Annotated in this window: 29 protein-coding genes; 21 read left to right on the forward strand and 8 right to left on the reverse strand. The window is 52.1% G+C overall.

Features of this window, described 5'->3' with window-relative positions:
- Positions 1–68 precede the first annotated feature (68 nt).
- A complete protein-coding gene (locus KO503_RS17480; RefSeq protein WP_252731174.1) occupies positions 69–1,280 on the forward strand; it encodes a PAS domain-containing protein in 1,212 nt (403 codons plus the stop codon).
- Here KO503_RS17480 and KO503_RS17485 read toward each other — a convergent pair.
- Positions 1,251–1,838, reverse strand: coding sequence for a TlpA disulfide reductase family protein (locus KO503_RS17485; RefSeq protein WP_215992840.1), 588 nt, complete (start codon positions 1,836–1,838; stop codon positions 1,251–1,253). The two genes, KO503_RS17480 and KO503_RS17485, sit on opposite strands and share 30 nt — an antisense overlap.
- A 12-nt stretch (positions 1,839–1,850) precedes the next feature.
- On the opposite strand from KO503_RS17485, the gene argH reads away from it, so the two are divergent.
- From argH to KO503_RS17505, 4 genes are all read left to right on the forward strand, one after another.
- A complete protein-coding gene (gene argH, locus KO503_RS17490) occupies positions 1,851–3,242 on the forward strand; it encodes an argininosuccinate lyase (RefSeq protein WP_215992841.1) in 1,392 nt (463 codons plus the stop codon).
- On the forward strand, positions 3,239–3,406 hold the full coding sequence (locus KO503_RS17495) for an argininosuccinate lyase (RefSeq protein ID WP_215992842.1): 168 nt from the start codon (positions 3,239–3,241) through the stop codon (positions 3,404–3,406). Before argH ends, KO503_RS17495 begins: the two co-directional genes overlap by 4 nt.
- A gap of 121 nt (positions 3,407–3,527) precedes the next feature.
- On the forward strand, positions 3,528–4,793 hold the full coding sequence (gene lysA, locus KO503_RS17500) for a diaminopimelate decarboxylase (RefSeq protein WP_215992843.1): 1,266 nt from the start codon (positions 3,528–3,530) through the stop codon (positions 4,791–4,793).
- A gap of 59 nt (positions 4,794–4,852) precedes the next feature.
- Positions 4,853–7,276, forward strand: a complete 2,424-nt coding sequence (locus KO503_RS17505) for a DUF4175 domain-containing protein (RefSeq protein ID WP_215992844.1) — start codon at positions 4,853–4,855, stop codon at positions 7,274–7,276.
- 24 nt (positions 7,277–7,300) lie between these two features.
- Here KO503_RS17505 and KO503_RS17510 read toward each other — a convergent pair whose 3' ends face one another.
- Positions 7,301–8,239, reverse strand: a complete 939-nt coding sequence (locus KO503_RS17510; RefSeq protein ID WP_215992845.1) for a zinc-ribbon domain-containing protein — start codon at positions 8,237–8,239, stop codon at positions 7,301–7,303.
- A 155-nt stretch (positions 8,240–8,394) separates the two neighbouring features.
- On the opposite strand from KO503_RS17510, the gene KO503_RS17515 reads away from it, so the two are divergent.
- The 3 genes from KO503_RS17515 to KO503_RS17525 are packed head-to-tail and all read left to right on the forward strand — an operon-like array spanning position 8,395 to position 10,732.
- The gene (locus KO503_RS17515) at positions 8,395–9,066 is read left to right on the forward strand and encodes a cell division ATP-binding protein FtsE (RefSeq protein WP_215992846.1); all 672 of its coding nucleotides are present in this window, start codon (positions 8,395–8,397) and stop codon (positions 9,064–9,066) included.
- Complete coding sequence (locus tag KO503_RS17520; protein WP_215992847.1) at positions 9,066–9,962, forward strand: cell division protein FtsX; 897 nt, start codon at positions 9,066–9,068, stop codon at positions 9,960–9,962. The genes KO503_RS17515 and KO503_RS17520 overlap by 1 nt, the downstream gene beginning before the upstream one ends.
- The gene (locus KO503_RS17525) at positions 9,962–10,732 is read left to right on the forward strand and encodes a lysophospholipid acyltransferase family protein (RefSeq protein WP_215992848.1); all 771 of its coding nucleotides are present in this window, start codon (positions 9,962–9,964) and stop codon (positions 10,730–10,732) included. The genes KO503_RS17520 and KO503_RS17525 overlap by 1 nt, the downstream gene beginning before the upstream one ends.
- Positions 10,733–10,796: 64 nt before the next feature.
- On the opposite strand, the gene KO503_RS17530 is transcribed toward KO503_RS17525, so the two are convergent.
- Entirely contained in the window at positions 10,797–11,759 is a 963-nt protein-coding gene (locus KO503_RS17530; RefSeq protein ID WP_215992849.1) for an acetyl-CoA carboxylase carboxyltransferase subunit alpha, read from the reverse strand.
- Positions 11,760–11,885: 126 nt separating this feature from the next.
- On the opposite strand from KO503_RS17530, the gene KO503_RS17535 reads away from it, so the two are divergent.
- A complete protein-coding gene (locus KO503_RS17535) occupies positions 11,886–12,722 on the forward strand; it encodes an AraC family transcriptional regulator (protein ID WP_215992850.1) in 837 nt (278 codons plus the stop codon).
- A 95-nt stretch (positions 12,723–12,817) separates the two neighbouring features.
- Here the strand turns inward: KO503_RS17535 and KO503_RS17540 are convergent, their stop codons facing one another.
- Positions 12,818–13,780, reverse strand: a complete 963-nt coding sequence (locus KO503_RS17540; RefSeq protein ID WP_215992851.1) for an L-malyl-CoA/beta-methylmalyl-CoA lyase — start codon at positions 13,778–13,780, stop codon at positions 12,818–12,820.
- Between the two features lie 304 nt (positions 13,781–14,084).
- Between KO503_RS17540 and dgcN the strand changes: the two genes are divergently transcribed.
- Genes dgcN through KO503_RS17555 form a run of 3 tightly spaced genes read left to right on the forward strand, consistent with a single transcriptional unit; the run spans position 14,085 to position 17,000 of the window.
- Complete coding sequence (gene dgcN, locus KO503_RS17545; protein WP_215992852.1) at positions 14,085–15,104, forward strand: N-acetyltransferase DgcN; 1,020 nt, start codon at positions 14,085–14,087, stop codon at positions 15,102–15,104.
- 35 nt (positions 15,105–15,139) lie between these two features.
- Positions 15,140–16,117 carry an N-acetyl-D-Glu racemase DgcA gene (dgcA, locus tag KO503_RS17550; protein WP_252731170.1) on the forward strand — a complete coding sequence of 326 codons (978 nt, stop codon included), beginning with the start codon at positions 15,140–15,142 and terminating at the stop codon, positions 16,115–16,117.
- Positions 16,118–16,139: 22 nt separating this feature from the next.
- Positions 16,140–17,000 carry a D-amino-acid transaminase gene (locus tag KO503_RS17555; RefSeq protein ID WP_215992853.1) on the forward strand — a complete coding sequence of 287 codons (861 nt, stop codon included), beginning with the start codon at positions 16,140–16,142 and terminating at the stop codon, positions 16,998–17,000.
- Positions 17,001–17,082: 82 nt separating this feature from the next.
- Here the strand turns inward: KO503_RS17555 and KO503_RS17560 are convergent, their stop codons facing one another.
- The 4 genes from KO503_RS17560 to KO503_RS17575 form a co-directional block, all read right to left on the reverse strand.
- Positions 17,083–18,381 carry a calcium-binding protein gene (locus tag KO503_RS17560; protein WP_215992854.1) on the reverse strand — a complete coding sequence of 433 codons (1,299 nt, stop codon included), beginning with the start codon at positions 18,379–18,381 and terminating at the stop codon, positions 17,083–17,085.
- Between the two features lie 251 nt (positions 18,382–18,632).
- Positions 18,633–18,971: a DUF1244 domain-containing protein gene (locus tag KO503_RS17565; protein WP_252731171.1), complete on the reverse strand. Its 339-nt coding sequence runs from the start codon at positions 18,969–18,971 to the stop codon at positions 18,633–18,635.
- Positions 18,972–18,973: 2 nt separating this feature from the next.
- Positions 18,974–19,321, reverse strand: coding sequence for a 5-carboxymethyl-2-hydroxymuconate Delta-isomerase (locus tag KO503_RS17570; protein ID WP_215992855.1), 348 nt, complete (start codon positions 19,319–19,321; stop codon positions 18,974–18,976).
- Between the two features lie 91 nt (positions 19,322–19,412).
- Entirely contained in the window at positions 19,413–20,210 is a 798-nt protein-coding gene (locus KO503_RS17575) for an N-formylglutamate amidohydrolase (protein ID WP_436836518.1), read from the reverse strand.
- A gap of 111 nt (positions 20,211–20,321) precedes the next feature.
- Here KO503_RS17575 and pyk point away from each other — a divergent pair, with 111 nt between their 5' ends.
- The 9 genes from pyk (at position 20,322) to KO503_RS17620 (ending at position 26,502) form a co-directional block, all read left to right on the forward strand.
- Positions 20,322–21,767, forward strand: coding sequence for a pyruvate kinase (gene pyk / locus KO503_RS17580; protein ID WP_215992856.1), 1,446 nt, complete (start codon positions 20,322–20,324; stop codon positions 21,765–21,767).
- Between the two features lie 34 nt (positions 21,768–21,801).
- Entirely contained in the window at positions 21,802–22,023 is a 222-nt protein-coding gene (locus KO503_RS17585; RefSeq protein WP_215992857.1) for a hypothetical protein, read from the forward strand.
- A 138-nt stretch (positions 22,024–22,161) separates the two neighbouring features.
- Positions 22,162–22,362, forward strand: a complete 201-nt coding sequence (gene rpmI / locus KO503_RS17590; RefSeq protein WP_215992858.1) for a 50S ribosomal protein L35 — start codon at positions 22,162–22,164, stop codon at positions 22,360–22,362.
- A gap of 15 nt (positions 22,363–22,377) precedes the next feature.
- Positions 22,378–22,743: a 50S ribosomal protein L20 gene (gene rplT, locus KO503_RS17595; RefSeq protein WP_215944369.1), complete on the forward strand. Its 366-nt coding sequence runs from the start codon at positions 22,378–22,380 to the stop codon at positions 22,741–22,743.
- Positions 22,744–22,911: 168 nt separating this feature from the next.
- Positions 22,912–23,262: a YciI family protein gene (locus KO503_RS17600; protein WP_252731172.1), complete on the forward strand. Its 351-nt coding sequence runs from the start codon at positions 22,912–22,914 to the stop codon at positions 23,260–23,262.
- Between the two features lie 5 nt (positions 23,263–23,267).
- Positions 23,268–24,527, forward strand: a complete 1,260-nt coding sequence (locus tag KO503_RS17605) for an RNA polymerase sigma factor (protein ID WP_252731173.1) — start codon at positions 23,268–23,270, stop codon at positions 24,525–24,527.
- A gap of 81 nt (positions 24,528–24,608) precedes the next feature.
- On the forward strand, positions 24,609–25,679 hold the full coding sequence (gene pheS / locus KO503_RS17610) for a phenylalanine--tRNA ligase subunit alpha (RefSeq protein WP_215992859.1): 1,071 nt from the start codon (positions 24,609–24,611) through the stop codon (positions 25,677–25,679).
- Positions 25,676–26,074: a DUF2513 domain-containing protein gene (locus tag KO503_RS17615; RefSeq protein ID WP_215992860.1), complete on the forward strand. Its 399-nt coding sequence runs from the start codon at positions 25,676–25,678 to the stop codon at positions 26,072–26,074. The genes pheS and KO503_RS17615 overlap by 4 nt, the downstream gene beginning before the upstream one ends.
- Complete coding sequence (locus KO503_RS17620; RefSeq protein WP_215992861.1) at positions 26,071–26,502, forward strand: ASCH domain-containing protein; 432 nt, start codon at positions 26,071–26,073, stop codon at positions 26,500–26,502. The genes KO503_RS17615 and KO503_RS17620 overlap by 4 nt, the downstream gene beginning before the upstream one ends.
- Positions 26,503–26,504 lie beyond the last annotated feature (2 nt).

The raw sequence follows: 26,504 nt of genomic DNA on the forward strand, positions 1-26,504 counted from the left end.
CGGGTGCTGACGTCAGACAATCAACGTTTCAAAGCTATCTTGATGAAGTTCGGCTCGGTTTCGACGAATTGTTTTTCTCGTCCACTGACGAACACGGGATAATCACTGGAGGCAACGATGTTTTTCAGCGTGTGTCTGGGTTCGAATGGGACGCGCTGTTGGGGGCCCCCCATAACCTTGTCCGTCACCCCGATATGCCAAAAGGGGTGTTCCAGATTCTTTGGAGCCACCTTGAAAAAAATGAATCCGCTGGCGTTTATCTCTTAAATCAATGTGAAAATGGCAAAGCTTACTGGGTTTATGCTATCATTTCGCCTGTTGAGAATGGTTACATGTCGATTAGGCTGAAACCGTCGTCAGAATTGTTTGATAAAACGCGAGATCTGTACGCGACGGTGTTGGAACAAGAGCGCGAAGGCCTATCAGCCGAAGAGAGTGCCGAGTTTATTTTAGCGTCCCTCAAAGCCGAAGGTTTCGACGATTACGAATCGTTTTCGTCTCACGCAATCGGACAAGAAATTTCGGCGCGTGACGTTGCCCTCTCCCGCAGCTCGAGCAAGTTGACCTTTGCGCTGAAGGCAATGTCTCGCCAACTTTTAGAGCTGAGCGATGAGCAACAAAAGCTGTTTGATTTCTTTGAAGCCATCCGCGGGATTCCATCTAATATGCGAATTGTTGCTTCACGTTTGGAGCCCGCAGGTGGCCCTATTTCTGCTATTTCGCAAAATTATCGATTGATGTCCGACGAGGTTCAAGGCCATTTGGATGGCTTCAGAAGTGAAAAAGGATCGAAGCGAACCGTGTCGTCGGAGGTGTCTGCTCAGGTGGACGCTGCACTGTTCCTTGCCGCTGTGGCACAACTCCTAAAAGAACTGCAAGCACGATGCGATCGACCTCAATCGGAGACACGTGTTTTGAACGATAGTGTTTTCGAAGCTGAAAACCGAGAAAAATTATTGCAAAGCTATGCGACCGAATCTGGTAAAGCTATAAAAGAAGCCAGCATTAAGGTTTTAGGACTTGCGCGGGCATCAAAGGATTTGCGTCAGCTCGTAACGGGGCTCGATTCAATTCGAGTTCTTTGTCGTGTTGAGGCGGGGCGACTTGGTGCAGAGTCTGTCTCACTGACGCCTGTTATTGATCAGCTAGACAAATTTCATAAAGAAATTGATTTGTGTTTGAAACGCATTCTGGAACACGCCGAAAGAATATCAGAGCTTATTGATATGGCGAACACCCATTCAGTGCTGTCAATCGATCGATTCGGCCGCATTTCCTGACGGTTCGATAAGAGCATTTAAAAGAGAAATTGCTTCTTGAGATGCCCATGCGGCATCCCCCTTTAGGCGTGCAATTTCTTGGCCTTCGGGCGATATGATAACGGTGATCGGCAAAAACAGAACATCCATGTCACGAGAAAATACCCCTTTGGGATCAAGCAAAATAGGCAGGTTGTCCAATGCCGCGTCGCTATAAAATTTATTTATCGCAGGTAATGGGTTATGGCCGGACGCGACTGTGATCACTTTAAGACCCTTGTCGGAAAACACCTTGGACAGGTTGTTTAAATCGGGCATTTCTTTGCGACAAGGCACGCACCAAGTGGCCCAAAAATTTAACAATACATATTCACCTTCAAAATCGGACAGCGTGAAAGCGGTGCCGTCTGGTGTGGTGAATGGAACTTGGGACACCTCTTGGGGGGCCGAGTGAAAAACAAGTTTTCGCATCGATCCTTCGCGCATTTGCGCAATATCGGACATATCCTGGCCGTGTGCGGCAATTGCAGTAAGGCTCAGGGCCGTGTAGAGGAGGGCAACGATTAGCTTATTTAACATTTGGGTGTGTCCATGACCGACAAAAAATCCAACGCGATGTGGGGCGGGCGGTTCGCCGCAGGTCCAGACGCAATCATGGAAGCGATCAACGCTTCGATAGGTTACGACAAACGCTTGGCGTTCCAAGATATTACAGGCTCGCGCGCCCATGCCGCAATGCTTGCTGCACAAGGTATCATCACTGATACCGATGCCAAGACCATTCGTGAAGGGCTTCTCACGGTATTGTCAGAAATAGAGAGCGGCACTTTCGAGTTTTCGACGGCGCTTGAAGATATTCATATGAATGTCGAATCTCGGCTGAAAGAAATTGTTGGAGAACCCGCAGGGCGCCTTCACACCGCGCGGTCTCGCAATGATCAAGTCGCTACAGATTTTAAATTGTGGACGCGGGACCAAATGGACGCCTGCATCGATGGGTTAGAAGCTTTGATCAAAGCGCTGCTCGGTCAAGCTGAAGTTGGTGCTGATTGGGTTATGCCTGGGTTTACGCATCTGCAAACGGCGCAGCCTGTGACATGGGGTCATCACATGATGGCCTATGTGGAAATGTTGGGCCGCGATGTGTCGCGTTTCAAAGATGCGCGTGCGCGTATGAATGAAAACCCACTTGGGTCTGCGGCCTTGGCTGGCACTGGATTTCCTATTGATCGCCATATGACATCTGAAGCGTTGGGATTTGATCGCCCGACCGCCAATTCGCTTGATGCTGTTGCTGACCGTGATTTTGCGTTGGAATTCTTGTCCTGCGCGTCGATCACAGCCATGCATTTGTCGCGTTTTTCAGAAGAATTGGTGATCTGGTCGTCTGCGCAATTCCGTTTTGTGACCTTGTCGGATCGCTTTTCAACAGGCTCATCCATCATGCCGCAAAAGAAAAACCCAGATGCAGCTGAGCTGATTCGCGCAAAAATCGGTCGCATCATGGGTGCTATGGTGGCTTTGTTTACCGTGATGAAAGGCCTTCCGTTAGCCTATTCCAAAGACATGCAAGAAGACAAAGAGCAAGTTTTTGATGCAGCAGACAACTTGATGCTCGCATTGGCCGCGATGACAGGCATGGTGTCGGACATGACCGCGAATGTGGACAGTCTGCGCGCGGCCGCAGCGTCTGGGTTTTCCACCGCCACGGACTTGGCCGATTGGTTGGTGCGTGAGGCTGGCTTGCCGTTCCGTGATGCGCATCATGTAACAGGTGCTTTGGTTGCTTTGGCCGAATCTAAGGGGTGTGATCTGCCGGATCTGAGCCTTGATGAGATGAAATCCGCACATGAAGCCATCACTGAAGGTGTGTATACAGTATTAACTGTTGAAAATTCAGTGGCATCTCGGACAAGCTATGGGGGTACGGCACCGTCGCAGGTGCGTGCTCAGATTGCGCGTTGGAAAGAGGTTCTTGGATGACACGACTGTTTACGGCTCTTGCGTTTTGCTGTCTCATTGCATCCTGTGGTGCAGATGGCGCACCGACGCCGCCGAAAGTGACTGGCGGCACAACGGTATCCATGAACTCAAATAGCGGTGTAAGCACGTCAACGTCCATTGGATTGGTCTTCGGTTCGAACTAAGGCGTATATCGCGGAGTGACAGGGCGTCCATGAGGGGCGCCCTTTTGCATGTTCACAGCCCTTTCATTGCGCATGGAATTCCAGTATCTCCAGCGCAACTTTACTTTGAAAGGTGCGGCCCATGGATCACTTTCTATATCGCAACGGTGTATTGCACGCTGAAGATGTCGCTTTGAGCGATATTGCTGCTTCCGTTGGAACGCCGTTTTATTGTTATTCAACAGCGACATTGACGCGTCATTTTACGCTTTTTGACGAAGCTTTGCACGGCATGGACCATCTTGTTTGCTTTGCGATGAAATCGAATTCCAACCTTGCTGTGTTGAAATTGATTGGTGATCTTGGCGCTGGGATCGACGTTGTGTCGATGGGGGAATACCTAAAAGCGCGCGCTGCCGGTGTTCCGGGCGAACGTATCGTTTTTTCTGGGGTTGGCAAAACCCGCGAGGAAATGCGCACGGCGCTGTCTGGTGGCATTCGTCAATTTAATGTCGAATCCGAACCCGAGCTTGAAGCATTGAACGAAGTTGCAATTTCGATGGGTGTAAAAGCTCCGATTGCCATCCGTGTGAACCCTGATGTTGACGCTAAAACCCATGCGAAAATTGCCACGGGTAAAAGTGAAAACAAATTTGGTATTCCCATCAAAGCCGCACGCGAGGTCTATGCTCGTGCTGCCAAGATGAAAGGCATCGATGTCGCAGGTATTGATGTGCATATCGGGTCACAGTTGACGCAGCTTGAACCATTTGAATTGGCCTTCACCAAAGTGGCTGATCTGACCGAGGTCTTGCGCAGTGATGGCATCAATATTCGTCGTCTGGATTTGGGCGGTGGGCTTGGTATTCCCTATGAACGGTCCAATGAGGCGCCGCCTTTGCCAATGGAATACGGCGATGTGATACGTAAAACCGTTGGTCATTTAGGGTGCGAGATCGAGATCGAGCCTGGGCGTTTGATTTCTGGCAATGCTGGTGTGATGGTTTCGTCTGTGATTTATCTCAAACATGGCGAGGGGCGCGATTTCTTGATCATCGATGCTGCGATGAACGATTTGATCCGTCCTTCCATGTATGAGGCGCATCACGATATCGTACCTGTTGTTGAACCGAGTGCGGCGAGCGAGAAAACCACTTATGATATTGTGGGTCCTGTTTGCGAAACAGGCGATACCTTTGCCAAAGCGCGCGAGATGACGGCGCTCGGGCCAGATGATCTGGTCGCGTTCCGGTCTGCGGGGGCTTATGGCGCAGTTATGGCGTCCGAATACAATTCGCGGCCGCTTATTCCCGAAGTTTTGGTGAATGGTGATCAATTCGCTGTCATCCGTGCACGTCCGACCTATGAGGAAATGATAAATCGCGATACAATTCCTGAATGGCTCTAACGCGCGGATCATTTTGACCCGCGTCCAGAGAATGCGGGCAAAAGGTCATGGATACACAGATGCCAACTGAGCGCGCGTTGACGCGCCACATCAAACACACATTGCGTCTCACGTTTGTGGGGCTTGTCGTTGAACGGTTTGTTCAAGCGTTTCTTTGGTTTGGTGTGCTGGCAGTATCTACGCTTGCGGCGGCAATGTTTGGTGCCTTTGCGTTTGCAAGCGCTTGGGTCTTGATCGTTTTGATGGTCTGTCTTGGCGTGTCATTCGGTATTTGCGCGAAGCGGTTTCAAATGCCGACCATGCGGGACGCGCGAGCGCGCGTTGACGAAACTTTGCCACATCATCCGCTTCAAGCGCTGGAAGATCTTGCGGCGACAGGCCATGGCAATGCGCAAACGCAAGGCATTTGGCAAGCGCACCAAACCCGTATGGCCGAGCAGGCATGGACTGCACGCGCAATTGGACCCCATGTGCGTTTGTCTACGCGCGACCCTTATGCGTTGCGGCTGATGGCAATCACGGTTTTGATTATGGGGCTTTTGTTTGGAACGGGCTCACTGCGGTTTGGGGAGGGGAGCCTTGCAAAGGACATTGCCCTTGGGCCTTCTTGGGAAGGCTGGATCGAACCGCCCGCCCATACTGGTAAACCGACATTGTATCTTGCCGATATGCCAGAGCGTTTTACCGCGCCGCAAAATTCGAAAGTAACAATTCGTTTGTACGGTGATGCTGATGACTTGGAGATGCGCCAAACGGTTTCTGGCGAAAGTGATCAGGCCACGTCGGTAGCACAAGACTTTACGCTCGAGCAGACAGGCGAGATTGAGATCAAGGGCGATACGGGACGTTTGTGGAATGTGGCGCTTTTGCCTGATCAGCCACCTGTCGCTGAACTGATTGGTGACATGACGCGTGCGCCTTCTGGTGAATTACGCCAATCGTTTCGGATGTCAGACGATTTTGGCATAGCCCGCGCGCAGCTAGAAATAGAGTTGGATAAAAATGCCATCGTGGCACAATACGGCTATCGTGTGGACCCTGAGCCACGGCAGTCTGTGCTGTTGTCCATTCCAGTGCCGCGTGCTTTGCAACGTCAAGATTTCGAAGGGGTCGTCGCTGAGAATTTATCACGTCATGCGTTTTCTGGCTTGCCGGTGCATGTGCGTTTGAAAGTATGGGATGTGTCTGGACATGAGGCTGTGTCGGGGCAAAACGAAACCATTTTGCCAGGGCGTAAATTTTTTGATCCTCTTGCTGCCGCTTTAGTCGATGTGCGGCGGGAATTGCTGTGGAGCCGTATGAATGCCTCCAGATCGGCACAAATCATTCGTGCTGTCAGTTATGCACAAGACGCTTCCTTTGACGGCGATCGTGCTTTGTTTTCAAATCTGCGCTCCGTTGCAGAGCTGATCGAGACAGAAGGTAGAGACATGTCTGCTGAGGCTTGGGACACTGTCGCCGAGACCCTTTGGACGATTGCAGTAGACCTTGAGGATGGAGAATTGTCTCAAGCGCTTGAGCGGTTACGCCGTGCTCAAGAACGTTTGACGCAAGCAATGCGTGATGGCGCGACACCTGATGAAATTGCGAAACTTATGCAGGATTTGCGAGATGCCACGCAAGATTACATTCGCCAACGCGCAGAGCAGCAAAGCAAAGAGCAGGACCAAGATCAAGGTGAAGCACAAGATGGCGAGTCCTTTGATGTGACGGCCGATCAACTGCAAGAATTGATGGACCGTATCCAAGAACTGATGGAACAAGGTCGTATGGCCGAGGCCCAGCAGTTGATGGAAATGCTCAACGAGATGCTTGAAAACATGCAAGTGACGCAAGGCCAGGGGCCTGGGGCGCAAGCGATAGAAGGTTTGGAAGATATGCTGCGAGAGCAGCAAGACTTAAATGACGAGACGTTTTCTGATCTACAAGAACAGTTTGGCTCAGGCGAGGACCCGACTGAACAGTCCCCTTCTGATGACAGTGCAGGCGCGTTGGCAGATCGTCAGAAAACCCTGCGCGGTCAAGCGCAACAGCAGGGGCGTGACTTGCCACCCGAGGCGTCACAGCAAGGTGACGGAGCTGCCTCTGAATTGGAACGTGCTGAGCGCTCGATGGAAGATGCGGAAGAGGCTTTGCGCAATGAAGACTATGCGGGAGCATTGGACAATCAGGCCCGTGCGATGGAGGCGTTGCGCAATGGGTTGAAGCGTTTAAATGAACAGTTGCGCCAATCTGGTGACCCCCAAGATGCGCAGTCTGGTCAGTCCCAGTCTGGGCAGTCGGGTGGGCGTGATCCGTTGGGCCGCCGTGATGGCGACAATCAGGGGGCCGGTGTTGGCAGCGAGGGCGCCGGTGCGCCTGATCAAGATGATGTTTACAAACAAGCAGAAGAATTATTAGACGAAATCCGGCGACGTTCAGCCCAAAAAGAACGGGCAGATGAAGAATTGGAATACTTAAAACGCCTACTGGATCGGTTCTAAAGGGGCCTGAGGGGCGGTTTTAGATTAAGCTGTGTCGTTCAATTGACCCAATAGCGCATTCAAACGCGCGCTTGTTGAGGAAAGTATTGAATCCAGCCAAGCGCGAAAAGCGTTCGCCGCAGTCACATAGGCATTCAGCAGGCCCTCAAGAGCCGGTACTTTTTGCGCCAAGATCGGTGCGAAAGCATAGAGTAGCACCAAGAAAATAACGACGACAATAAAGATCAAAAATGTCGTGCGAAAGCTTGTGCGACGCGCGCGCTCTTTGCGTGTTTCGTCATCTATAACCGTGCCATCAACATCGCGGTCAGAGGCTGCGCTTAGCGTGGAATTGATTTCTTCGATATCGGGGAGTAAATCGCGGCGCTTGCCTGATCCTGACGCTGCCTTTGTGAGATCGACGGGGTTTAACCCGCGCAGACGGGCCATGCGTTCGCGCAATCCCTGTTTTTGTTCTGGTGACGGAGCTTCTTCAAGACCAAGTTCTGTTTGGGTTTCCAGTGCGTCAGGCTGTGGCTGTCTTACGTTTTGATCATAGGCAACTTCGGCACGCAGAATGTCGCGAACACTTTCGGATACGGCAGATCGTTGAACTGGTACAGCTTGAGCAATGTCTGGCGCGCCTGCTTCGTCTTCTTCGGCATCGTCCTGACTTTCAACAGGGGCTGCGTCGCTGATTGCGGAAACTATATCATCGCTGGACTCTGCATCATCGTCATCGCCGAAATCCGGTGCGACAGGCGCAGGTTGGTCGTCTGGCATCGTCTCAATCGGCTCATTTGTGGCCGCATCATCCGTTGTCAGCTCGAACCCCATCTCTTGGGCGAGGTCCGAATCGACTTCTGCGGAGCGCTGAAACCATGTGTGACCACAATTGGAGCACTGAACATCGCGTCCAGAGCTTGGAATGACTTTCGCGTCAACTTCGTATTGAGCGCCGCAATTGGGACAAATAAGCCGCATATTTTCCTCTGCCACCGGTTTTGTGTGGTGTAACTGCTTTGTTTTCCTAATTTATTAACGTTGGATGGCCGATTGTCCATGTTTTTGCAACAGTTGGATTGAATCGTACCCCTCTGTGAGGCAAAACTGTCGCGACCGAGGGATGGGGGCCAAGTGTGATTGAGTTTAACAATGTTGCCTACGGATATGGTGGTCAGGATCTATTAACCGAAATTTCCCTGTCTCTTGCGCCGGGATCTTTTCATTTTCTGACTGGACCATCTGGGGCGGGTAAAACCACTTTTCTAAAATTATGCTATTGCGAGTTGCAGGCCACAGCTGGCAGGGTCCAGCTTTTGGGCAAAGATACGCGTAATATTGCGCGTGACGACGTTGCTGGGCTGCGCCGCAATATTGGCGTGGTGCATCAAGATTGCAAATTTTTGGATCATCTGAGTGTTGCCGAAAATGTCGCGCTGCCACTGCTTGTCGCAGGCAAGTCGCGTGATGAGACGAACTTGAATGAGTTGCTGTCATGGGTCGGTTTGTCCGAGCGCGCAGATGCATTGCCTGCCGAACTGTCCGGCGGCGAACGCCAACGTGCGGCCTTGGCGCGCGCTGTGATCATGTCGCCAGAGGTGATCATTGCAGATGAGCCAACAGGGAACGTCGATTGGGAAATGTCCCTGAGATTGCTACAATTGTTGGTTGAGTTGAACAAAATGGGCAAAACGGTCATTATCGCCACACATGATATGCATCTGATCAGACAAGCCAAATCGCAAGTCCAAGCGCGTGTATTGCGCATCGCCAATCGGCGCATTCAGCAAGCAGGGGTGGATTTGTAATGTCTTTTCTTTTGCCCTTTTTGAAAATTGATAAAACCGTGCAAGACCGTATCGTGCCTCCGTCTGGGTTTACTGCGCAGCTGACGATTTTGACATCGGCGGCTATGGCATTTTTGGCGGTATTTGCTTTGACTCTGTCGTTGGCGACTGGGCGTCTGGCGGATCGCTGGGCTGGTGAATTGGCACAATCATCGACTGTACGTATTTCTGCCCCGATTGAGCAGGTTGAGGCGCAAACGAAAGCGGCTTTGGCTGTGTTAGAGACAACGCCAGGCGTGCGTGAAGCGCGGGCCTTGGATGCGGACGAACAACGTGCTCTGTTGGAGCCTTGGTTCGGGCCGAGTTTGCCTTTGGATAGCCTGCCATTACCGGTTTTGATCGATGTGAAAGAGACTGCCGAAGGTTACGATTCGGAAAGCCTGCGATTGCGTCTTGCTGGTGAGGCACCGGGCGCTGTGCTGGATGATCACACCCGTTGGCGCAAACCGTTGATCACGGCAGCCAATCGTTTGCGTTTGCTTGGTGTCGTGAGTTTGATTTTGATTGGCGGTGTTACTGCTGCGATGATCACTTTGGCGGCGAACGCGGCACTGGCGGCGAACGGGCAGGTGATCCGCGTGCTGCGTTTGGTCGGTGCCAAGGACGGATACATCGCGTCAGCATTCGTGCGCCAATTTACGTTTCGCGGTTTTAGCGGCGCGCTGTTCGGCGCGTTTTTGGGGACTGTCGCCATCGCCTTGTTGCCTAATGCACAAACGACAGGTGGGTTCTTAACTGGGTTGGGATTCCAAGGCTATGAGTGGTTTTGGCCTTTTGTTATTCCGCCTTTTGCAGCATGTGTGGCCTATGGCGCGACACAGTTTGCGGCAAAACAAACATTAAAAAGGCTGATGTAATGCTTTATGCGATCCAATGGGTCCTGTCCCTGATCTTTATCTTTCAGATGTATCTGGCGATGACCATCATTGGTCTGATCTTTACGCCCTTGGCTATTTTTGATCGCAAGTTTGCTTTCATCGCGATTCACCTATGGTGTCATTGGGTGCGCTTGAGCGCCCATGCCATTTGCGGACTGAAATCCGAAGTGCGTGGCGAGGTGCCGACAGACGAAGTTATCGTCGCGTCCAAACATCAAAGTTTCTTTGACATCATTTTGATCGTGTCTGCTTTGCCGCGTCCGAAATTCATCATGAAAAAGTCTTTGGAAAAAATGCCTATCGTCAACTTCTACGCTGAACGTTGTGGTTGTATTGGCGTGGATCGTGGCAAACGTGGGCAGGCGATCAAGAAAATGGTGGCAGACGTTAAAGCGGGCAATATCCGTCCCGGTCAGCTGATTATTTTTCCCCAAGGCACGCGCATTGCCCCCGGGGTGAAGGCCGAGTTCAAAGTTGGAACCGGTGTGTTGTACAAAGAGCTGGGGCAAGACGTCGTGCCCGCCGCGACCAACGTTGGCGTGTTTTGGAAACGCCAAGGAATCTACCGTGGCCGCGGCACCGCTGTTGTCGAATTTTTGCCGCGCATTGAAGCGGGGCGTGGATTGAAGGTCTTTATGAAGGATCTAGAGGCATCTGTCGAAGCAAGATCGAACCAATTGATGATCGATGCTGGATTTGAAATATCCGCGGATCAGTTGCGGCCCGCCGAGGCTGAAGAGACCAAATAATAGAAATGGCCGCAGTGAGCGGCCATTTCTATTTACGTCTGTTCGCTGAAAGTCACTTGGTTGCTTACGCAGCCAAACCCTTTGATCCGATGTCCAAGAACTTTTTGCGACGCGCAGCGATCAGGGCGTCGGAGTCTTCTTTAGAGAGCGGGGCAAGCATACCTGCGATGGCTTTGCCAACGGACGCAATCGCGGCATCGCGATCACGTTGTGCCCCGCCTTGGGGTTCGGGGATGATTTGATCGATCACGCCCAATTCGATCAGCTCTTGTGCTGTCAAGCGCATCGCTTCGGCCGCTTCGCGCATTTTTGTGGCGTCTTTCCACAAGATAGACGCACAGCCTTCAGGCGTGATGACCGAATAAATTGAATGCTCAAGCATTGCGACCTTATTAGCAGCCGCAAAAGCAACAGCACCGCCAGAGCCGCCTTCGCCGATGATCACGGCGATCAATGGCACGGAAAGCTGCAGACATTTTTGGGTGGAGCGCGCGATGGCTTCGGACTGGCCGCGTTCTTCTGCGCCCTTACCGGGGTAGGCGCCGGGGGTGTCCACAAGAGCGATCACAGGAATGCCGAATTTGTCGGCCAGTTCCATCAACCGAATGGCTTTACGGTAGCCTTCGGGACGCGCCATGCCGAAATTACGTTCAATGCGTGATTTGGTGTCGTTGCCTTTTTCATGACCGATCACCATCACAGGCTGATCGTTGAACCGTGCAAGGCCGCCCATAATGGCGTGGTCATCGGCAAAGTTCCGGTCCCCTGCCAAAGGCGTGTATTCTGTGAACAGTGCTTCGATGTATTCGGCGCAATGGGGGCGGTCTGGATGACGGGCCACCTGACATTTGCGCCAAGGCGTCAAGCCCTTGTACATGTCGACCAACATTGCTGCGGCTTTGTCGTCCAAGGCTAGGGCCTCTTTTTCGACATCCATATCTTCGTTGGCGCGTGCCATGGCGCGCAGCTCTTCAGCTTTGCCTTCGATTTCCGCTAAGGGTTTTTCGAATTCCAGATAGTGGGTCATATTACGCTCCGATACGGTACACCTGAAACTTGTATATGGCGATTTTTTTCACCGGGTGCAACTTAGCAAGATTTGTGAATTGGCTTTGTGCAATTCAAGAGGTGCAGCAAAGAAAGGACCACTGCCATGGCACAGAGCTATGAGGCGCGTCTTATGCGTGTTCTGGATTACGTCTACGGTAATTTGGATGGCGATTTGACGCTCGATACGCTTGCAGATGTCGCCGCTTTATCGAGATTTCATTTCCATCGCGTGTTCACGGGCATGACAGGTGAAACTGTCGCGGCCTTTACGCGACGAGTGCGGTTGTTTCGGGCGTCTGCGGCGTTGCTGCAAACCCGTGATCCTGTTGATCGCATCGCTTGTTATTGCGGTTACGTGAATGTGCGCAGTTTTATGCGGGCGTTTCAAAGCGTTTATGGGATGACACCTGACGCCTTTCGCAAACGCGGAGTGCCGCAGCCTGCGCTGCAACTCAATGAACATGGAGACTATGAAATGTATGACGTCAAAATCGAAACTCGCGAAGATATCCGTCTTGCCGTGATGTCGCATCGTGGGGCCTATATGGAAATAGGTGAGGTGTTCGAGGCGGTGATGACCACCTTGATGACGCGTGGGCTTGGGCCGCAATTGGGTCAAATGATTGGGGTGTATCTTGATGATCCGTCAGCCGTGCCAGAATCTGAGCTGCGCAGTTTTGCGGGTGCGCAAATTCTAGGGGATGCCGAGATCACGCCACCTTTAGAGACGATGGAGATCACAGGCGGAAAGTTCGCCGTTCTCACATATAAAGGCCACTACGCAGGTTTGGCCAAAGCTTATGGCTATTTGTTTGGGGAATGGTTGCCAGAATCAGGTGAAGTGCCCCGTGATTCGCCGCCTTTTGAGGTCTATTTGAACCGTCCGCAGGACACTCAAGTGGAAGATTTGATCACTTTAATCTGCGCGCCTTTGAAATAGTGCATAAATAATAATCACTTAGAAAAAACAAACGTCCCGAGATTTGCATCTCGAGACGTTCGCCTCGACATTCAGGCTCCTCCTCCTGAATGGAGTTAGCTTACGTTAGCGATCAATTCTGATTGCGCAACGATAACTTCTGCTTGTTTGATCGATGCGATGTCGACCAGACGGCCTTTATAGACTGTCGCGCCCTCACCATTGGCTTTGGCTTGCGCCATTGCGGCCAAAATTTCACGGGCTTCAGCGACGGATTCTGCCGATGGTGTGAACACCTCATTGGCCAAAGCGATCTGTTTTGGATGGATCGCCCATTTGCCAACCATGCCCAGCGTTGCGGATCGACGTGCTTGGGCGCAGAAACCTTCGTCATCTGAGAAATCTCCGAAGGGGCCATCAACAGGCAGAATGCCGTGGGTGCGACAGGCCGCGACTATGGCGGCTTGTGCAAAATGCCACGGATCAGAATAATGGCGGGTCTCGCCTTGTAGCATATAGTAATTGTCCTGCGTGCCACCGATGCCTGTGGTTTGCATCCCCATGGAGGCCGCGAAATCAGCCGCGCCGAAGCTCATGGCCTCAAGCCGTGGTGAGCTTTGGGCGATCTCTTCGACATGGGCAAGGCCGGCTGCAGATTCGATGATCACTTCAAAAGCGATTTTTTTCTGACGCCCCATGGCATGCTCAATCGCAGTGACAAGCGCATCCACGGCATAAACGTCTTGGGCGCAGCCCACCTTGGGAATCATAATTTGATCAAGGCGGTCGCCGGCTTGTTCCAGCAAATCCACCACGTCACGATACCAATAAGGCGTGTCGAGAGCGTTGATCCGGACGGCAAGCACTTTAGCGCCCCAGTCAATCGTGTTGATGGCGTCTATGATATTTGCGCGAGCGTTGTCTTTGTCAGAGGGGGCGACGCTGTCCTCTAAGTCCAGATTGATCACATCTGCCGCCGAGGCGGCCATTTTGGGAAATAGCTTTGTGTTCGACCCAGGCCCAAACAGTTGGCAGCGATTGGGGCGGGCTGGTGGAGTAGGCTGTAAGCGAAAAGACATGATGATTCTCGTTTGTAATTATATTCCTCAAGTGTTGGTGTTGTTGGTATTATGTTGCTCGTTAAATCTCAAGTGCTGTTTTGCACCTGCAGAAATTTTACGAATCTGCAGTGGGAGATGCACGAGGCTTCAGCGTTGAGTGGTTGGCTGCAATGTCTTAAGCTTGTCTATATGTGGGAATAATTATCCATTTGTTGGATAAATTCGATCATATATCCCATTTGGTGTCGAAAAGACTGTGAGAATGAAAGCACCTTGCGCAAAAGGGCAGGCAGTATGACGTAAATTCAACTGGAGAGCTGTCATGATCCAAACACCTTACCTACTGTTCCTTGGCGATGCGCCAGACGCGCTTGCCGCTAAAGTTGCACAAGGCATCAAAGATTGGCGTCCTGAGTTCGCCATTGGCCAATTGCGCATGGACGGCTGTAAGGCCGATATGGGGCTGACAGATATGTCGCTGACCGAGGCCAAAGCTGCGGGCGCGAAAACACTGGTGATTGGCGTGGCCAACCGTGGCGGTGTGATCTCTCAAGCATGGAAAAAGGTTTTGGTTGCAGCACTCGAGGAAGGTTTCGATCTCGCTTCTGGTTTGCACAATCTTTTGTCGGAAGAAGAAGACCTTGTTGCTGTGGCCAAAGCTTGCGGGCGCGAACTGCACGATGTGCGCGTTCCATCAGTGGACTACCCCATCGCGACTGGTGTGAAACGCACAGGCAAACGTTGCTTGGCGGTAGGAACTGACTGTTCTGTGGGCAAAATGTACACTGCGTTGGCGATTGATGCGTCGATGCGTGAACGTGGTTTGAAATCGACCTTCCGCGCCACAGGCCAAACAGGCATTTTGATCACCGGTGACGGAGTTCCGTTGGATGCTGTGGTCGCTGACTTTATGGCGGGCGCAGTTGAATATATTTCGCCCGACAACGATGCCGATCACTGGGATCTGATCGAGGGTCAAGGCAGCTTGTTCCACGTGTCATATTCAGGTGTGACCATGGCGCTTGTTCACGGTGGTCAACCTGACGCGCTGATCTTGTGTCATGAGCCAACACGCACACATATGCGTGGTCTGCCAGATTACGATCTGCCAACATTGCAAGCCTTGGCTGACACAGCCTTGCCGTTGGCGCGCTGGGCAAACCCTGCGTGTGAAATCGTCGGTATTTCAGTGAACACGCAGCACATGTCAGAAGCCGAAGCCGTAACATACCTTGCGTCTGTTGAAGCTGAAATGGGCGTGCCTGCCGTTGATCCATTCCGTCAAGGTGCTGGCCGTTTGGTTGACGCTTTGGTGAAATTGGACGACACCGTTTCTGCATAAGCATCAAAAATAAGACACTAAACCAAGGAAAAGCCATGACTTTGCCCGTGACCTTGAGCGTAACTGCCGAGGCGTTTCGCCTTGCTGAAGCCTTTGTAATTTCGCGTGGATCGCGCACAGAGGCAAAGGTGGTCACGGTCAAAGCCACGGATGGCACCGTAACGGGCTGGGGCGAATGTGTGCCCTATGCGCGTTACGGTGAAAGTTTGGACAGTGTGACCGCGCAAATCGAATCCCTGCCCGCAGGGATCACACGCGCCGAATTGCAAGACGCGCTTGAGCCGGGTGCCGCACGCAATGCCGTGGATTGCGCCTTGTGGGATTTGGAAGCAAAGCAAGCGGGCAAACGTGTTTGGCAATTGTTAGATATGCCTGCGCCAAAGCCTTGTTTGACGGCTTATACTTTGTCTTTGGGCACCCCTGAAAGCATGCAAGCGGCGGCAGCAAAAAATGCCTTTCGCCCATTATTGAAAATTAAATTGGGCACTCCTGATGATATGGAACGGTTAGAGGCCGTGCGCCGTGGTGCACCTAAATCCCGTATTATCGTCGATGCCAATGAAGGATGGAGCGCAGAGGTCTACGCAGATCTCGCGCCACATTTGGTGCGGATGGGGGTCGATCTGGTTGAACAGCCGATGCCCGCCGGACAGGATGACGTGTTGGCACAGATGGAACGTCCCCTTCCGGTCTGTGCTGACGAATCCTGTCATGATCGTGCCAGCCTCGCGGATCTTAAGGGCAAATATGATATGATTAATATCAAGCTTGATAAGACCGGCGGGCTCACCGAAGCCCTCGCCTTGCGTCTGCAAGCGCAAGCCGAGGGCTTTGGTATCATGGTCGGTTGTATGGTTGGCACGTCGCTTGCAATGGCGCCTGCGGTGATTTTGGCGCAAGGCGCACGCGTAACAGACCTTGACGGGCCGCTTCTTCTGGCCGAAGACCGTAAAAACGCATTGCAATATGACGCCGATGGGGTGCACCCGCCGCATCACGCGCTTTGGGGATAAACCCGCCTATAAGGAGACCACTATGAGCCAGATCGTTTACGTAAACGGAGAATATGTTCCAGCAGCTGAGGCGAAAGTCTCTGTTTTCGACCGTGGGTTTTTGATGGCGGATGCCGTTTATGAAGTGACGTCGATCATTGGCGGCAAGATCATTGACTTTGATGGCCACGCGACCCGTTTGCAGCGCTCTATGTCTGAGCTTGAAATGGTCTCTCCCGTAACGATGGATGAGCTTTTGCAAATCCATCGCGATCTTATTGAGAAAAACAATCTGGACGAAGGGGGCGTTTATCTGCAAATCACACGCGGCGCGCCAGATACACGTGATTTTGCTTGGCCTGATCCCGAAGAGGTGCCTTGTGGCATCGTGTTGTTCACCTTTGCCAAATCTATGGTCGACAGCAAAGTGATGGACGAGGGTATCAAAGTCATCTCTATCGCAGACGAGCGTTGGGGCCGCCGCGACATTAAAACCACGCAGTTGCTTTACCCCTCCTTTGCCAAGATGCAGGCAAAGAAAAAAGGCTGCCAAGATGCTTGGCTTGTTGAGGATGGTTTTGTAACTGAAGGCACCGCAAACAACGCCTACATCGTCAAAGATGGCACCATCATCACGCGTCAGTTGAGCAACGATATTTTGCACGGCATCACCCGCGCTGCGATTTTGCGTTTCGCGCTTGAGGCACAGATGAAAGTCGAAGAGCGCCCTTTCACCATCGCAGAAGCACAAGAGGCGGATGAGGCATTTGTAACATCTGCAACTGGTTTTGCGCAGCCGGTGATCGAGATTGACGGCGCGCAGATCGGCACTGGTGTACCGGGTGATATTTCGAAACGCCTGCGCGATATTTATACTGAAGAGATGATCAAAGCGGCGATCTGATTGCTCACCGATCAGTGCTTTCTATAGAAAAGGCCCGCCAAATTAGCGGGCCTTTTTGTATATGGTGATGTTCAGTCATTGATTAACTGGGAGTAATCACATCCGAGCCGGTTTCAGGCGATGCATCTGCTTCTTCCTCGTCCGTGGAAGAATTAGACCCGATCGAAGCCAGTGCCACGTCTTCTAATGTGTCCAGTTCAGGGAAGTCTTCTGATGGCGCATCCGCGAATGAAATATTGGCTGTTTCCATTTGCTCAGCGGTCACATTTTCGATGAATGCGATATCCACACTGTCATAAGAGTACATAACGCCACCATCAACATCAGCGACGTCTACAGTGATATCTGCCGGCAGCGGGCCTTCCAATATCAGTTCCAGCGTGTCTTCGGCGGGATCAAAATCAGTGACCGTAACAACGCCATCTTGAGTGCCTTGGTACGCAACAATAGTGTCAGCGCCTGCGCCACCGGTGACAGTGTCACCAGAGTCCGCGTAAATCGTATCCATGCCAAAGCCGCCATCAACAAGATCGCCTGTGCTCAGATCGGAAATGTCATCGACTGCAGAAATGGTGTCAGAGCCTTCGTCGCCGTACAGCTCATTCGATCCAAGGCGGTCAATCATCGCATCACTGCCTTCGCCGCCGCGGGCAAAATCATCACCATTGTCCAAGTAAACATCGCCAAAGCCAAGGGTGTCATTGCCTTCGCCAAGCAGCATGTGGTCATCGTCGTAGCCGCCTGCAACTAGGTCGTCGCCAGCGCCTGCTGTGATCGTATCGTCGCCGCCTTGCCCAGTTATGATGTCGTCGCCGTCACCTCCAGAAATCACATCTGCACCCGAGCCGCCGCCGATAAGATCATCGCCGCTTTGGCCGTTAATTGTGTCAATGCCTACGCCGCCACTCAATACATCGTTGCCCGAGCCGCCGTTGATGAGGTCAGCGCCACTGCCACCGCCAATAGCATCGTCGCCATCGTTGCCGTAAATTTCATCATCGCCGTGTTCGCCGAGGATAGCATCATCGCCGCTTTGACCATTGATGGTGTCGTTATCGTAACCGCCTAAAATAACGTCATTGCCTTCGCCACCGTTGAGAGTGTCATCACCACCATTGCCATCAAGCAGATCGGCGTCGTCGCCGCCATCGATAGTGTCATCGCCTGCTAAACCTGAAACGATGTCTGAGCCACCCAAACCGCTAATGATGTCGTTGAATGAAGTGCCTTGAATGGTATCGTCTTCTTCGGTGCCTTCTATGTCGATGCCGTCTGTTGTTTCTGTCTCATTGTTGTCAGAATCGTCAGAGGATGACCCCCAGACGTCAAATACAAACGAGAGGCCCAACACTGCGGGCAACGCAGCGAGTAATAGCAACATGGTTAAATCCTTCACAAATGCAGCAAGAAATTTCAATTTCCAATTGTGAAAAAGGCATACCAAACCCCGTACAAAGGTCAAACTTTGTTCATGATTTATTAATCATTAAGTGATGATCTGCCCCAAAGCTATCCATTGTTTCCAATTTTAACACACAGATTCAACCTAAGGGCGTATTGGCGTTTGCGAGATCAATTGAAGTTAAGCGATTCTAATATGTCGGCTCGATAGGTAGCGCGCAATAACCTCGGCTAAGGTTTGGTTTCATGGCTGACATTGGCCTCGAACGCATCTTTGAAACGTTCTTGTTTGTCTTCTGACGCGTCTGTCTGAAAATTCGCTTTCCATTCAGACATTGTCATGCCGTAGTAAAGTTCGCGGGCTGTATCTTTGGACATCTCAATGCCACGTGCATTGGCGGCCTCTTGGTACCAGCGCGACAAGCAATTTCTGCAGAACCCAGCGAGGTTCATCATGTCGATATTTTGCACGTCAGTGCGGTCTTGCATGAGGTGCTGTTGCAACCGACGAAAGGCTGCGGCCTCGAGTTCAAGTTGCGTTTGCGCATCGATGTCTTTGGTCTGTGTCATGGTTATTCCTTCATCCGTTTGGCTGAGCCACTTTTGGCGATGTCATATGGATAGACTGATAGGCTGGCTGCATGGGGCAGGTGTTTTTCCATCACGCTGAGAACCAATTCACACATATGGGTTTTGGTTGCATCATCGCGGCCAATTAGCATGTGAAAGTCGGCATGGGCAAAGCTTTGGTCGCTAAAACCGGTGGCAAAATAGTCATGGGCGCGGGCACGTACGCGAATATTCTTGGGCGCAGGGATGGAGGCATCTGCCGCCAATGCATCGCGAATATCGATACACATCTGTTTCATGTCAGCTGTGTCTTCAAGGCCAGCTGAGAAGTCGATGACAACATGGGGCATGGGGGGATCTCTCACTTGTGTGTTGCGTGAACCGTGTTCCTATTGCTGCGGTAAGTGAGCATGAAATTCAAGGGGCAGGGGCTAAGGGTAGTCACAGACCTGTGTCTTTGAGGGTCTGCGCTAGAATCGGGGCTAAAAGACCTGCCCAGCGGCGTTGGTCTTGAGACGTTTCAATCAAATCTGAGCGCAGTTCAATAAGCACATTCAAGCGCCCATGTTTGATGGCATGGGTGTCAATTGCATCTCCGGGAAAGTGCCCGATGTATGGTTCATTGTCGCCAATGGTTAGGCGTTCGCCAAGTTTTTCGGCCTCTGCTTGCAAAGTCTTTGAGGTCTCGAGTGCTTTGATCAAAGGTGCGGTGAGACGTTTGTCGTAATGCGATAGGACGCCAATTTGCCAAGGTCGGCGTGGGCGGGCCTTAAGTTGTGGCGTGAAGGAATGGATGGCGCAGATCGCGACATCGTCACGCCTGTTGGCTAGGGCTTCATAGGCGGTATGATAGGGGCGATAATAGCTATCCAAGCGCCGAGCAATTTCTGCCGCATCTATATGGCGATTGGCGGGAATGATTGTGCCATCATATAGTTGCATCACCAAAGTTGGATCGATTTCGCCACGATTCGGGTCGATCACCAAACGTGAAAAGTCGCTGAGAATGGCGGGGCTGTTCAGCAGGCGCGCCAGCTCTAAGGTAACGCCCTGTGCGCCGATGTCATAGGCGATATGGCGGGATAAATCGGCGTGCGGCAGGCCAAGATCTGCTTGTATTTCGCTCGGGATGCTGTTGGTTGCATGATCGCAAGTGATCAGCCAACGACCGGTTCGTTGCTCGGTTATCTGCTGGAATGGTGAAAAATCGTTCATTTTACCGTCATCTTGTGCTGTCATGTCTCTAATAAGACCTTTGAGGATAAAGGGCCAGTTGTGCCGCGCTCCGCTTTGCGGCATAGAGGAGACGGCCCACCGCGAATTGAAATAATAAAAGGATGTAAGGCAACTATGAGACGCCTTCGCAATGTAAAGATCGTGGCCACTTTGGGCCCAGCATCGAATGACTATGACATGATCCGCTCCCTCACCGAGGCTGGTGCGAATGTTTTCCGTTTGAATATGAGCCATGGCGAACATGGTGAAATTCGCGAACGTCACGCGATGATCCGTAAAGTTGAAGCCGACTTGGGGCGTCCAATCGCTATTTTGGCCGACCTTCAAGGGCCGAAATTGCGCGTCGGCAAGTTCGCCGAAGAATCATACGATCTTGAGGTGGGCGCTAAGTTCCGTCTTGATCTGGACGATACGCCTGGTGACATCACCCGCGTGCAACTGCCCCACACAGAAATTTTTGCAGCGCTTAAACCCGGATCAAACCTGTTGGTGAATGACGGTAAGATTCGTTTGCAAGTCGAAGACTGTGGCAAAGACTACGCCAATTGTGTTGTGACTGTTGGTGGCATGATTTCAAACCGCAAGGGCGTTAACGTGCCTGACGTGGTTTTGCCTTTGGCGGCTTTGTCAGAAAAAGATCTCAAAGACCTTGAATTCGTTTGTGACCTCGGCGTCGATTGGCTGGCTTTGTCCTTTGTGCAGCGTCCAGAGGACGTATTGCAGGCCAAAGAATTGGCCAAAGGACGCGCTTTCATACTGTCCAAGATTGAAAAGCCTTCCGCTGTTACTGATTTTGATGCGATTTTGGCGGTGTCTGACGGCATCATGGTTGCCCGTGGCGACTTGGGGGTTGAATTGCCGGTGCACGCTGTGCCGCCCATTCAAAAACGCCTGATCCGCAAATGTCGTGCGGCAGCCAAACCCGTGATTGTTGCCACTCAGATGCTTGAGTCGATGATCGAAAGCCCAATGCCAACACGCGCTGAAGTTTCTGACGTTGCAACAGCGATTTACGAGGGCGCCGATGCGATCATGCTTTCGGCTGAATCTGCTGCGGGTGATTTCCCGATTGAGGCTGTAAGCACAATGAACAACGTGGCGATGGAGGTCGAAAACGACCCCGTGTATCTCGACGTTATGGATGCGTCGCGTGCCGGTAAGAAAGAAACGATTGCGGATGCGATCGTATCGGCAGCCCGTGAGATTGCTGAAACCACAGATGTGAAAGCAATTGTGTGTTACTCTGAAAGTGGCACAACTGCAGCGTTGACAGCTCGCGAACGTCCACATGTCCCAATTATCGCGATGACCTCGCGGGCACGCACAGCACGCAAGCTTTGTCTGTATTGGGGTATGCATTGTGTGATCACGGGCGAAGTGGATCGGTTTAAAATGGCTGTTGTGAACGCGGCACGTGCAGCACGCACATGCGGCTTTGCAACCGAGAAAGACAACATCGTTGTCACAGCGGGTGTTCCGTTTAATGTGCCGGGGTCTACAAACATCTTGCGCGTTGCGCCTTGTGATGAACGCTTGATTTTCAATACTGACCCCGAATAATAGGCCCTAACAACTTGGGCATAAGGTGATGGGTATGGACACAGATCTTTTTCTGGTAATTGGGGCGGCAGTGCTTGTATTGGCACTGCCTGCCTTAGTTGGGGCTTTCTCTGAAAGCCGTCCCCCCCGCGCCGCTGCAGTTCTTGTCTTAATCGGAGGCGCTTTGGTCGTTTTTGCTGTCACTCAAAGGCCGGGTGGTTACGGATTTGACGATGTTCCGCTGGCTTTGACCCGCGTTATCGGGCGTTATTTTTAAAACGCCACTGAATTCAACCTTTTCACTTGCCAAGCTGACCTGACCACAGTAATTGCACAGCCTCATGGTGCGCGTCCGGCGATCTGGCATGCCGAGTCGCGCGTTTAACCATCCGAACACTCGAAAAAGGAGATGGAAATGCCTAAGATGAAGACAAAGTCAGGCGCCAAAAAGCGCTTTAAAGTGACTGCAAGTGGCCTTGTAAAAGCCGGTCAAGCTGGCAAACGCCACGGCATGATCAAACGTTCCAACAAATTTCTACGTAACGCACGTGGCACGACAACGCTTTCCGCACCTGATGCGAAAATCGTTAAGTCGTACATGCCGTACAACCGCTAATAGGAGGCTCAGAATATGTCCCGTGTTAAAGGTGGTACAGTCACTCACGCTCGTCATAAAAAAGTCATCAAAGCCGCAAAAGGCTACTACGGCGCGCGCTCACGCTTGTTCCGTACAGCTACGCAGGCTGTTGACAAGGCGAACCAATACGCAACCCGCGACCGTAAAAACCGCAAGCGCAACTTCCGCGCTTTGTGGATCCAGCGTATCAACGCTGCGGTACGTGCACATGATGAAGCTTTGACATACTCAAAATTCATCAATGGTCTGTCATTGGCTGGTATCGAAGTTGACCGCAAAGTTCTTGCTGACTTGGCTGTTCACGAACCAGAAGCTTTCACAGCGATTGTTGAAAAAGCACAAGCTGCTCTCGCTGCATAAGCGCGTTTCAGCTTTCTAAAATTTGAAACCGCGGGCCTCATAAGAGGTCCGCGGTTTTTTTATGGAAAAACTTTTTGCATTTGTCGATTTCGGTTTGCCTCATCCGTCTTATAGTCAGAAGAGCAGAAGCTTTTCGCGAACTCAGACTGACACAAAGAGGAATGACCCATGCAATATATGCTTTTGATCTACAATGCAGAGACCAATGGCCCGCAGCCAGGAACCGAAGAATTTGGCCCCTATATGCAAGGCTATATGGATTTCACCGCAGAGGTGCGCGAGGCTGGCAAGCTGATCGGTGGCGAGGCACTGGAATCTGTCGCGTCGGCCACAACCGTCTGTGTGCGGGGTGGTAAAACCGAATTGGTTGACGGGCCTTTCGCAGAAACCAAAGAACAACTGGGCGGGTATTATATCCTTGATTGCGTCGATTTGGACGAGGCGTTGAAATATGCGGCCAAAATCCCAGACGCCGCCTATGGCCGCGTCGAAGTGCGCCCTGTCATGATCTTCGATTAAATCCCATGCAGCCCCCAGTCGATACAGACCGTCTTGCCAAAGCTCAGATGACGCGTTTGATCCGCGAAGACTGGGGGCGCATTTTGGCGACTCTTACGTCATCCGTCGGCAATTACAGCTTGGCCGAAGACAGTTTGCAAGATGCGGTGATTTCTGCGTTACAAGTCTGGCCTCGCAAAGGCTTGCCCGATAATCCCGCGGCCTGGATGATTTCCGTGGCACGGCGCAAAGCGCTGGATCGCCTCAGGCGGCAAAACACCATGACGCGTAAAGAAGACGAGTTGGCGCATTGGCTTGAGATGCAACAGGGCGCGCCGGATGCGAATATAGCAACCATCCCCGATCAGCGCTTGGAACTTATCTACACGTGTTGTCATCCTGCGCTTGATCAAAAATCCCGTGTGGCGTTGACGCTGCGCGCTTTGGGCGGGCTGTCGACCAAGCATATTGCCAGAGCCTTTGTTGATAAGCCCGAGGCCATGGCAGCAAGACTGACGCGCGCCAAAAAGAAACTTTCGACTGCGGGCATCGCGTTCAAACTGCCAGACCCCGAAGACATCGCCCCGCGCACAGATGCGGTGCTGCGGGTGATTTATTTGATTTTCAACGAAGGCGCGCATGCGTCCAACGGTGATTTGACACGGGGCGATTTGGTGGCCGAGGCGATCCGTTTGGGGCGAATTTTATCTGCGCTGTTACCTGATCATACAGAGACCAAAGGCCTGTTGGCGTTGATGTTGCTCAGCGACAGTCGCCGCTTTGCGCGCATGGATGCGTTAGGCAATTTTGTACCGCTTGAGGCGCAAAATCGGGCGCGTTGGGATCGTGCCAAAATTACCGAAGGCCTAAATTTGGTCGAAATCGCCTTGTCCCATGCCCCTGCTGGATCATATTCCATTCAGGCGGCAATCAGTGCCTTGCACGCCCAAGCCGCCACATTTGACGACACCGATTGGCCCCAGATTGTAGCACTTTATGATGTGCTGCAATCGCGGATATTCAATCCGATCATTGCTGTAAACCAAGCCGTTGCCCTGTCTTATGCGCAGGCACCACAAGCAGGGTTGGCGGCGCTTGATCAGCTTATGCCCGACGCGAAACTTGAGGCCTATCAACCTTATCACAGCTGTCGTGCCGATCTTTTGGTCCGCATGGGGCAGGTGGACGCCGCTGCGCAAAGTTATCGCCGCGCCATCGATCTGTCTCCGTCCAAGGCGCAAGCGCGTTTTTTAGAACACCGTTTGCGGGCGCTCTATATAGGCTGAATACGGGTTGATATCGCCTGTTTACTTGCGCTTTTGCACGTCTCGCGTTAGCACGAGGACGAGTTAGATAAAGGTACCGTCATGGATGATCTCAAGAACAAATACCTCACCGCCATCAATGAGGCCGGTGACGAGGCGACACTCGAAGACATCCGTCTGAAAGCCGTTGGTAAAAAGGGCGAAGTGTCCTTGAAAATGCGCGAGCTGGGCAAAATGACAGCCGAGGAACGCCAAGTGGCTGGCCCGAAACTCAATGCGCTCAAAGACGAGATCAATTCCGCGATTGCCGCCAAAAAAGTCGCGCTGGAAGATGCCGCTTTGGATAAACGCTTGTCCGAAGAGTGGCTGGATGTGACGCTGCCTGCGCGCCCCACGCGCCAAGGGTCTATTCACCCGATCAGCCGCGTGTCTGAAGAAATCTATGCGATCTTTGCCGATCTTGGCTTTGCCGTGGCCGAAGGTCCGCAGGTCGAAGACGATTGGCACAACTTCGATGCGCTGAACATTCCGCCGCATCACCCTGCACGCCAAGAACACGACACGTTCTATATGCACCGCGACGAAGATGACGATCGCCCGCCGCATGTCTTGCGCACGCATACGTCACCCGTGCAAATCCGTACGCTCTTGGATCAAGGTGCGCCGATCAGCATCATCGCGCCGGGCCGCGTGTATCGCTGTGATTACGACCAAACACACACACCGATGTTCCACCAAGTCGAAGGTCTGTGCATCGGCAAAGACGTGTCTATGGCGAACCTGAAATGGGTGCTGGAAGAATTCTTTACCGCGTTCTTTGGCACCGAAGTCAAAACCCGTTTCCGCGCCTCGCATTTCCCCTTCACTGAACCCTCTGCTGAAGTCGACATTCAGTGCAAATGGGAAAACGGCACCGTCAAAGTGGGTGAGGGCGATGATTGGCTTGAAGTCTTGGGCTCAGGAATGGTCCACCCGAATGTGTTGAAAGCTGGCGGCATCGACCCTGATGAATGGCAAGGCTTTGCCTTTGGCATCGGCATCGACCGTTTGGCCATGCTGAAATACGGCATCCCCGATCTGCGCGCCTTCTTTGATTCCGATCTGCGCTGGCTGAAACACTACGGCTTTAATCCGCTTAGCGTGCCAACGCTGGCTGGGGGGATTAACGGGTGAAACGTGATTTCGATTTGATTCGAGATATACTGATATCAGTTGAGCGCCATGAGGAGGCTATACTTTGGGTTTCAGACGTCGACTGGGATGAAAGCGGCGTTTCGTATGGATTTGGTGATGCTATTCGTCGAGCCCATTTTGATCTTATGAAAGAAGCGGGATTAGTCGCAGATTGTTTTCATAACGCTGGTCAAAATCAGCAAACTTATGGTTATCGCTTAACTTGGGCTGGTTACGACTATCTTGATGCCATTAAAGATGAAGACATTTGGCAGAAAACCAAAGCCTCTGTTGTAGCCAACGGAGGTAGTGTTGCATTTGAAGTGATGAAATCTATTGCTGTAGGTTTTGCTAAACAGAAATTCTCTCAATACACGGGATTCGAACTGTCATGACCGACCAAAACGACTCAATGGAAGACCTTCAGGTCACTTATCCCGGTGCGGGTATGTTCCAACTGGCGAGCAATCGTTCGCGCTGTGAGCAGCTCAATGAATTGGTCGCTGTGGGTAAAAAAACCGCGACCTGTATGCCGTGGTCCGAATTCGAAGGTGACGAAGGCGCATTGCCTGTCGCGGGGCGTGTTGACATCGTCGCCGATTGGGATGGCAACCCCGCCTTGATAGTCCGCACGTTGGAAGTGGAAAAAGTCAAATTCCGCAATGTGACCCCAACGATGGCCCTGAAAGAGGGCGAAGACAATGACGTTGAGGGCTGGCGCAAACGCATGACCAAAAAGTTCGGCACCCAAGGCAAGCTCGACCGCGACACGCTTTTGGTATTTGAAACGTTTGAGCTGGTCGAGGATTTGGGCGTCCGCTAGGC

The organism is Pacificibacter marinus (genome assembly GCF_018860505.1).
Classification (GTDB): Bacteria; Pseudomonadota; Alphaproteobacteria; order Rhodobacterales; family Rhodobacteraceae; genus Celeribacter; species Celeribacter marinus_B.

Coding starts and splice junctions, on each gene's coding strand:
- KO503_RS17485 (WP_215992840.1), bottom strand. CDS start 1,838: ATGTTAAATAAGCTAATCGTTGCCCTCCTCTACACGGCCCTGAGCCTT.
- argH (WP_215992841.1), top strand. CDS start 1,851: ATGACCGACAAAAAATCCAACGCGATGTGGGGCGGGCGGTTCGCCGCA.
- KO503_RS17495 (WP_215992842.1), top strand. CDS start 3,239: ATGACACGACTGTTTACGGCTCTTGCGTTTTGCTGTCTCATTGCATCC.
- lysA (WP_215992843.1), top strand. CDS start 3,528: ATGGATCACTTTCTATATCGCAACGGTGTATTGCACGCTGAAGATGTC.
- KO503_RS17505 (WP_215992844.1), top strand. CDS start 4,853: ATGCCAACTGAGCGCGCGTTGACGCGCCACATCAAACACACATTGCGT.
- KO503_RS17510 (WP_215992845.1), bottom strand. CDS start 8,239: ATGCGGCTTATTTGTCCCAATTGCGGCGCTCAATACGAAGTTGACGCG.
- KO503_RS17520 (WP_215992847.1), top strand. CDS start 9,066: ATGTCTTTTCTTTTGCCCTTTTTGAAAATTGATAAAACCGTGCAAGAC.
- KO503_RS17525 (WP_215992848.1), top strand. CDS start 9,962: ATGCTTTATGCGATCCAATGGGTCCTGTCCCTGATCTTTATCTTTCAG.
- KO503_RS17530 (WP_215992849.1), bottom strand. CDS start 11,759: ATGACCCACTATCTGGAATTCGAAAAACCCTTAGCGGAAATCGAAGGC.
- KO503_RS17535 (WP_215992850.1), top strand. CDS start 11,886: ATGGCACAGAGCTATGAGGCGCGTCTTATGCGTGTTCTGGATTACGTC.
- KO503_RS17540 (WP_215992851.1), bottom strand. CDS start 13,780: ATGTCTTTTCGCTTACAGCCTACTCCACCAGCCCGCCCCAATCGCTGC.
- dgcN (WP_215992852.1), top strand. CDS start 14,085: ATGATCCAAACACCTTACCTACTGTTCCTTGGCGATGCGCCAGACGCG.
- dgcA (WP_252731170.1), top strand. CDS start 15,140: ATGACTTTGCCCGTGACCTTGAGCGTAACTGCCGAGGCGTTTCGCCTT.
- KO503_RS17555 (WP_215992853.1), top strand. CDS start 16,140: ATGAGCCAGATCGTTTACGTAAACGGAGAATATGTTCCAGCAGCTGAG.
- KO503_RS17560 (WP_215992854.1), bottom strand. CDS start 18,381: ATGTTGCTATTACTCGCTGCGTTGCCCGCAGTGTTGGGCCTCTCGTTT.
- KO503_RS17565 (WP_252731171.1), bottom strand. CDS start 18,971: ATGACACAGACCAAAGACATCGATGCGCAAACGCAACTTGAACTCGAG.
- KO503_RS17570 (WP_215992855.1), bottom strand. CDS start 19,321: ATGCCCCATGTTGTCATCGACTTCTCAGCTGGCCTTGAAGACACAGCT.
- KO503_RS17575 (WP_436836518.1), bottom strand. CDS start 20,210: ATGACAGCACAAGATGACGGTAAAATGAACGATTTTTCACCATTCCAG.
- pyk (WP_215992856.1), top strand. CDS start 20,322: ATGAGACGCCTTCGCAATGTAAAGATCGTGGCCACTTTGGGCCCAGCA.
- KO503_RS17585 (WP_215992857.1), top strand. CDS start 21,802: ATGGACACAGATCTTTTTCTGGTAATTGGGGCGGCAGTGCTTGTATTG.
- rpmI (WP_215992858.1), top strand. CDS start 22,162: ATGCCTAAGATGAAGACAAAGTCAGGCGCCAAAAAGCGCTTTAAAGTG.
- rplT (WP_215944369.1), top strand. CDS start 22,378: ATGTCCCGTGTTAAAGGTGGTACAGTCACTCACGCTCGTCATAAAAAA.
- KO503_RS17600 (WP_252731172.1), top strand. CDS start 22,912: ATGCAATATATGCTTTTGATCTACAATGCAGAGACCAATGGCCCGCAG.
- KO503_RS17605 (WP_252731173.1), top strand. CDS start 23,268: ATGCAGCCCCCAGTCGATACAGACCGTCTTGCCAAAGCTCAGATGACG.
- pheS (WP_215992859.1), top strand. CDS start 24,609: ATGGATGATCTCAAGAACAAATACCTCACCGCCATCAATGAGGCCGGT.
- KO503_RS17620 (WP_215992861.1), top strand. CDS start 26,071: ATGACCGACCAAAACGACTCAATGGAAGACCTTCAGGTCACTTATCCC.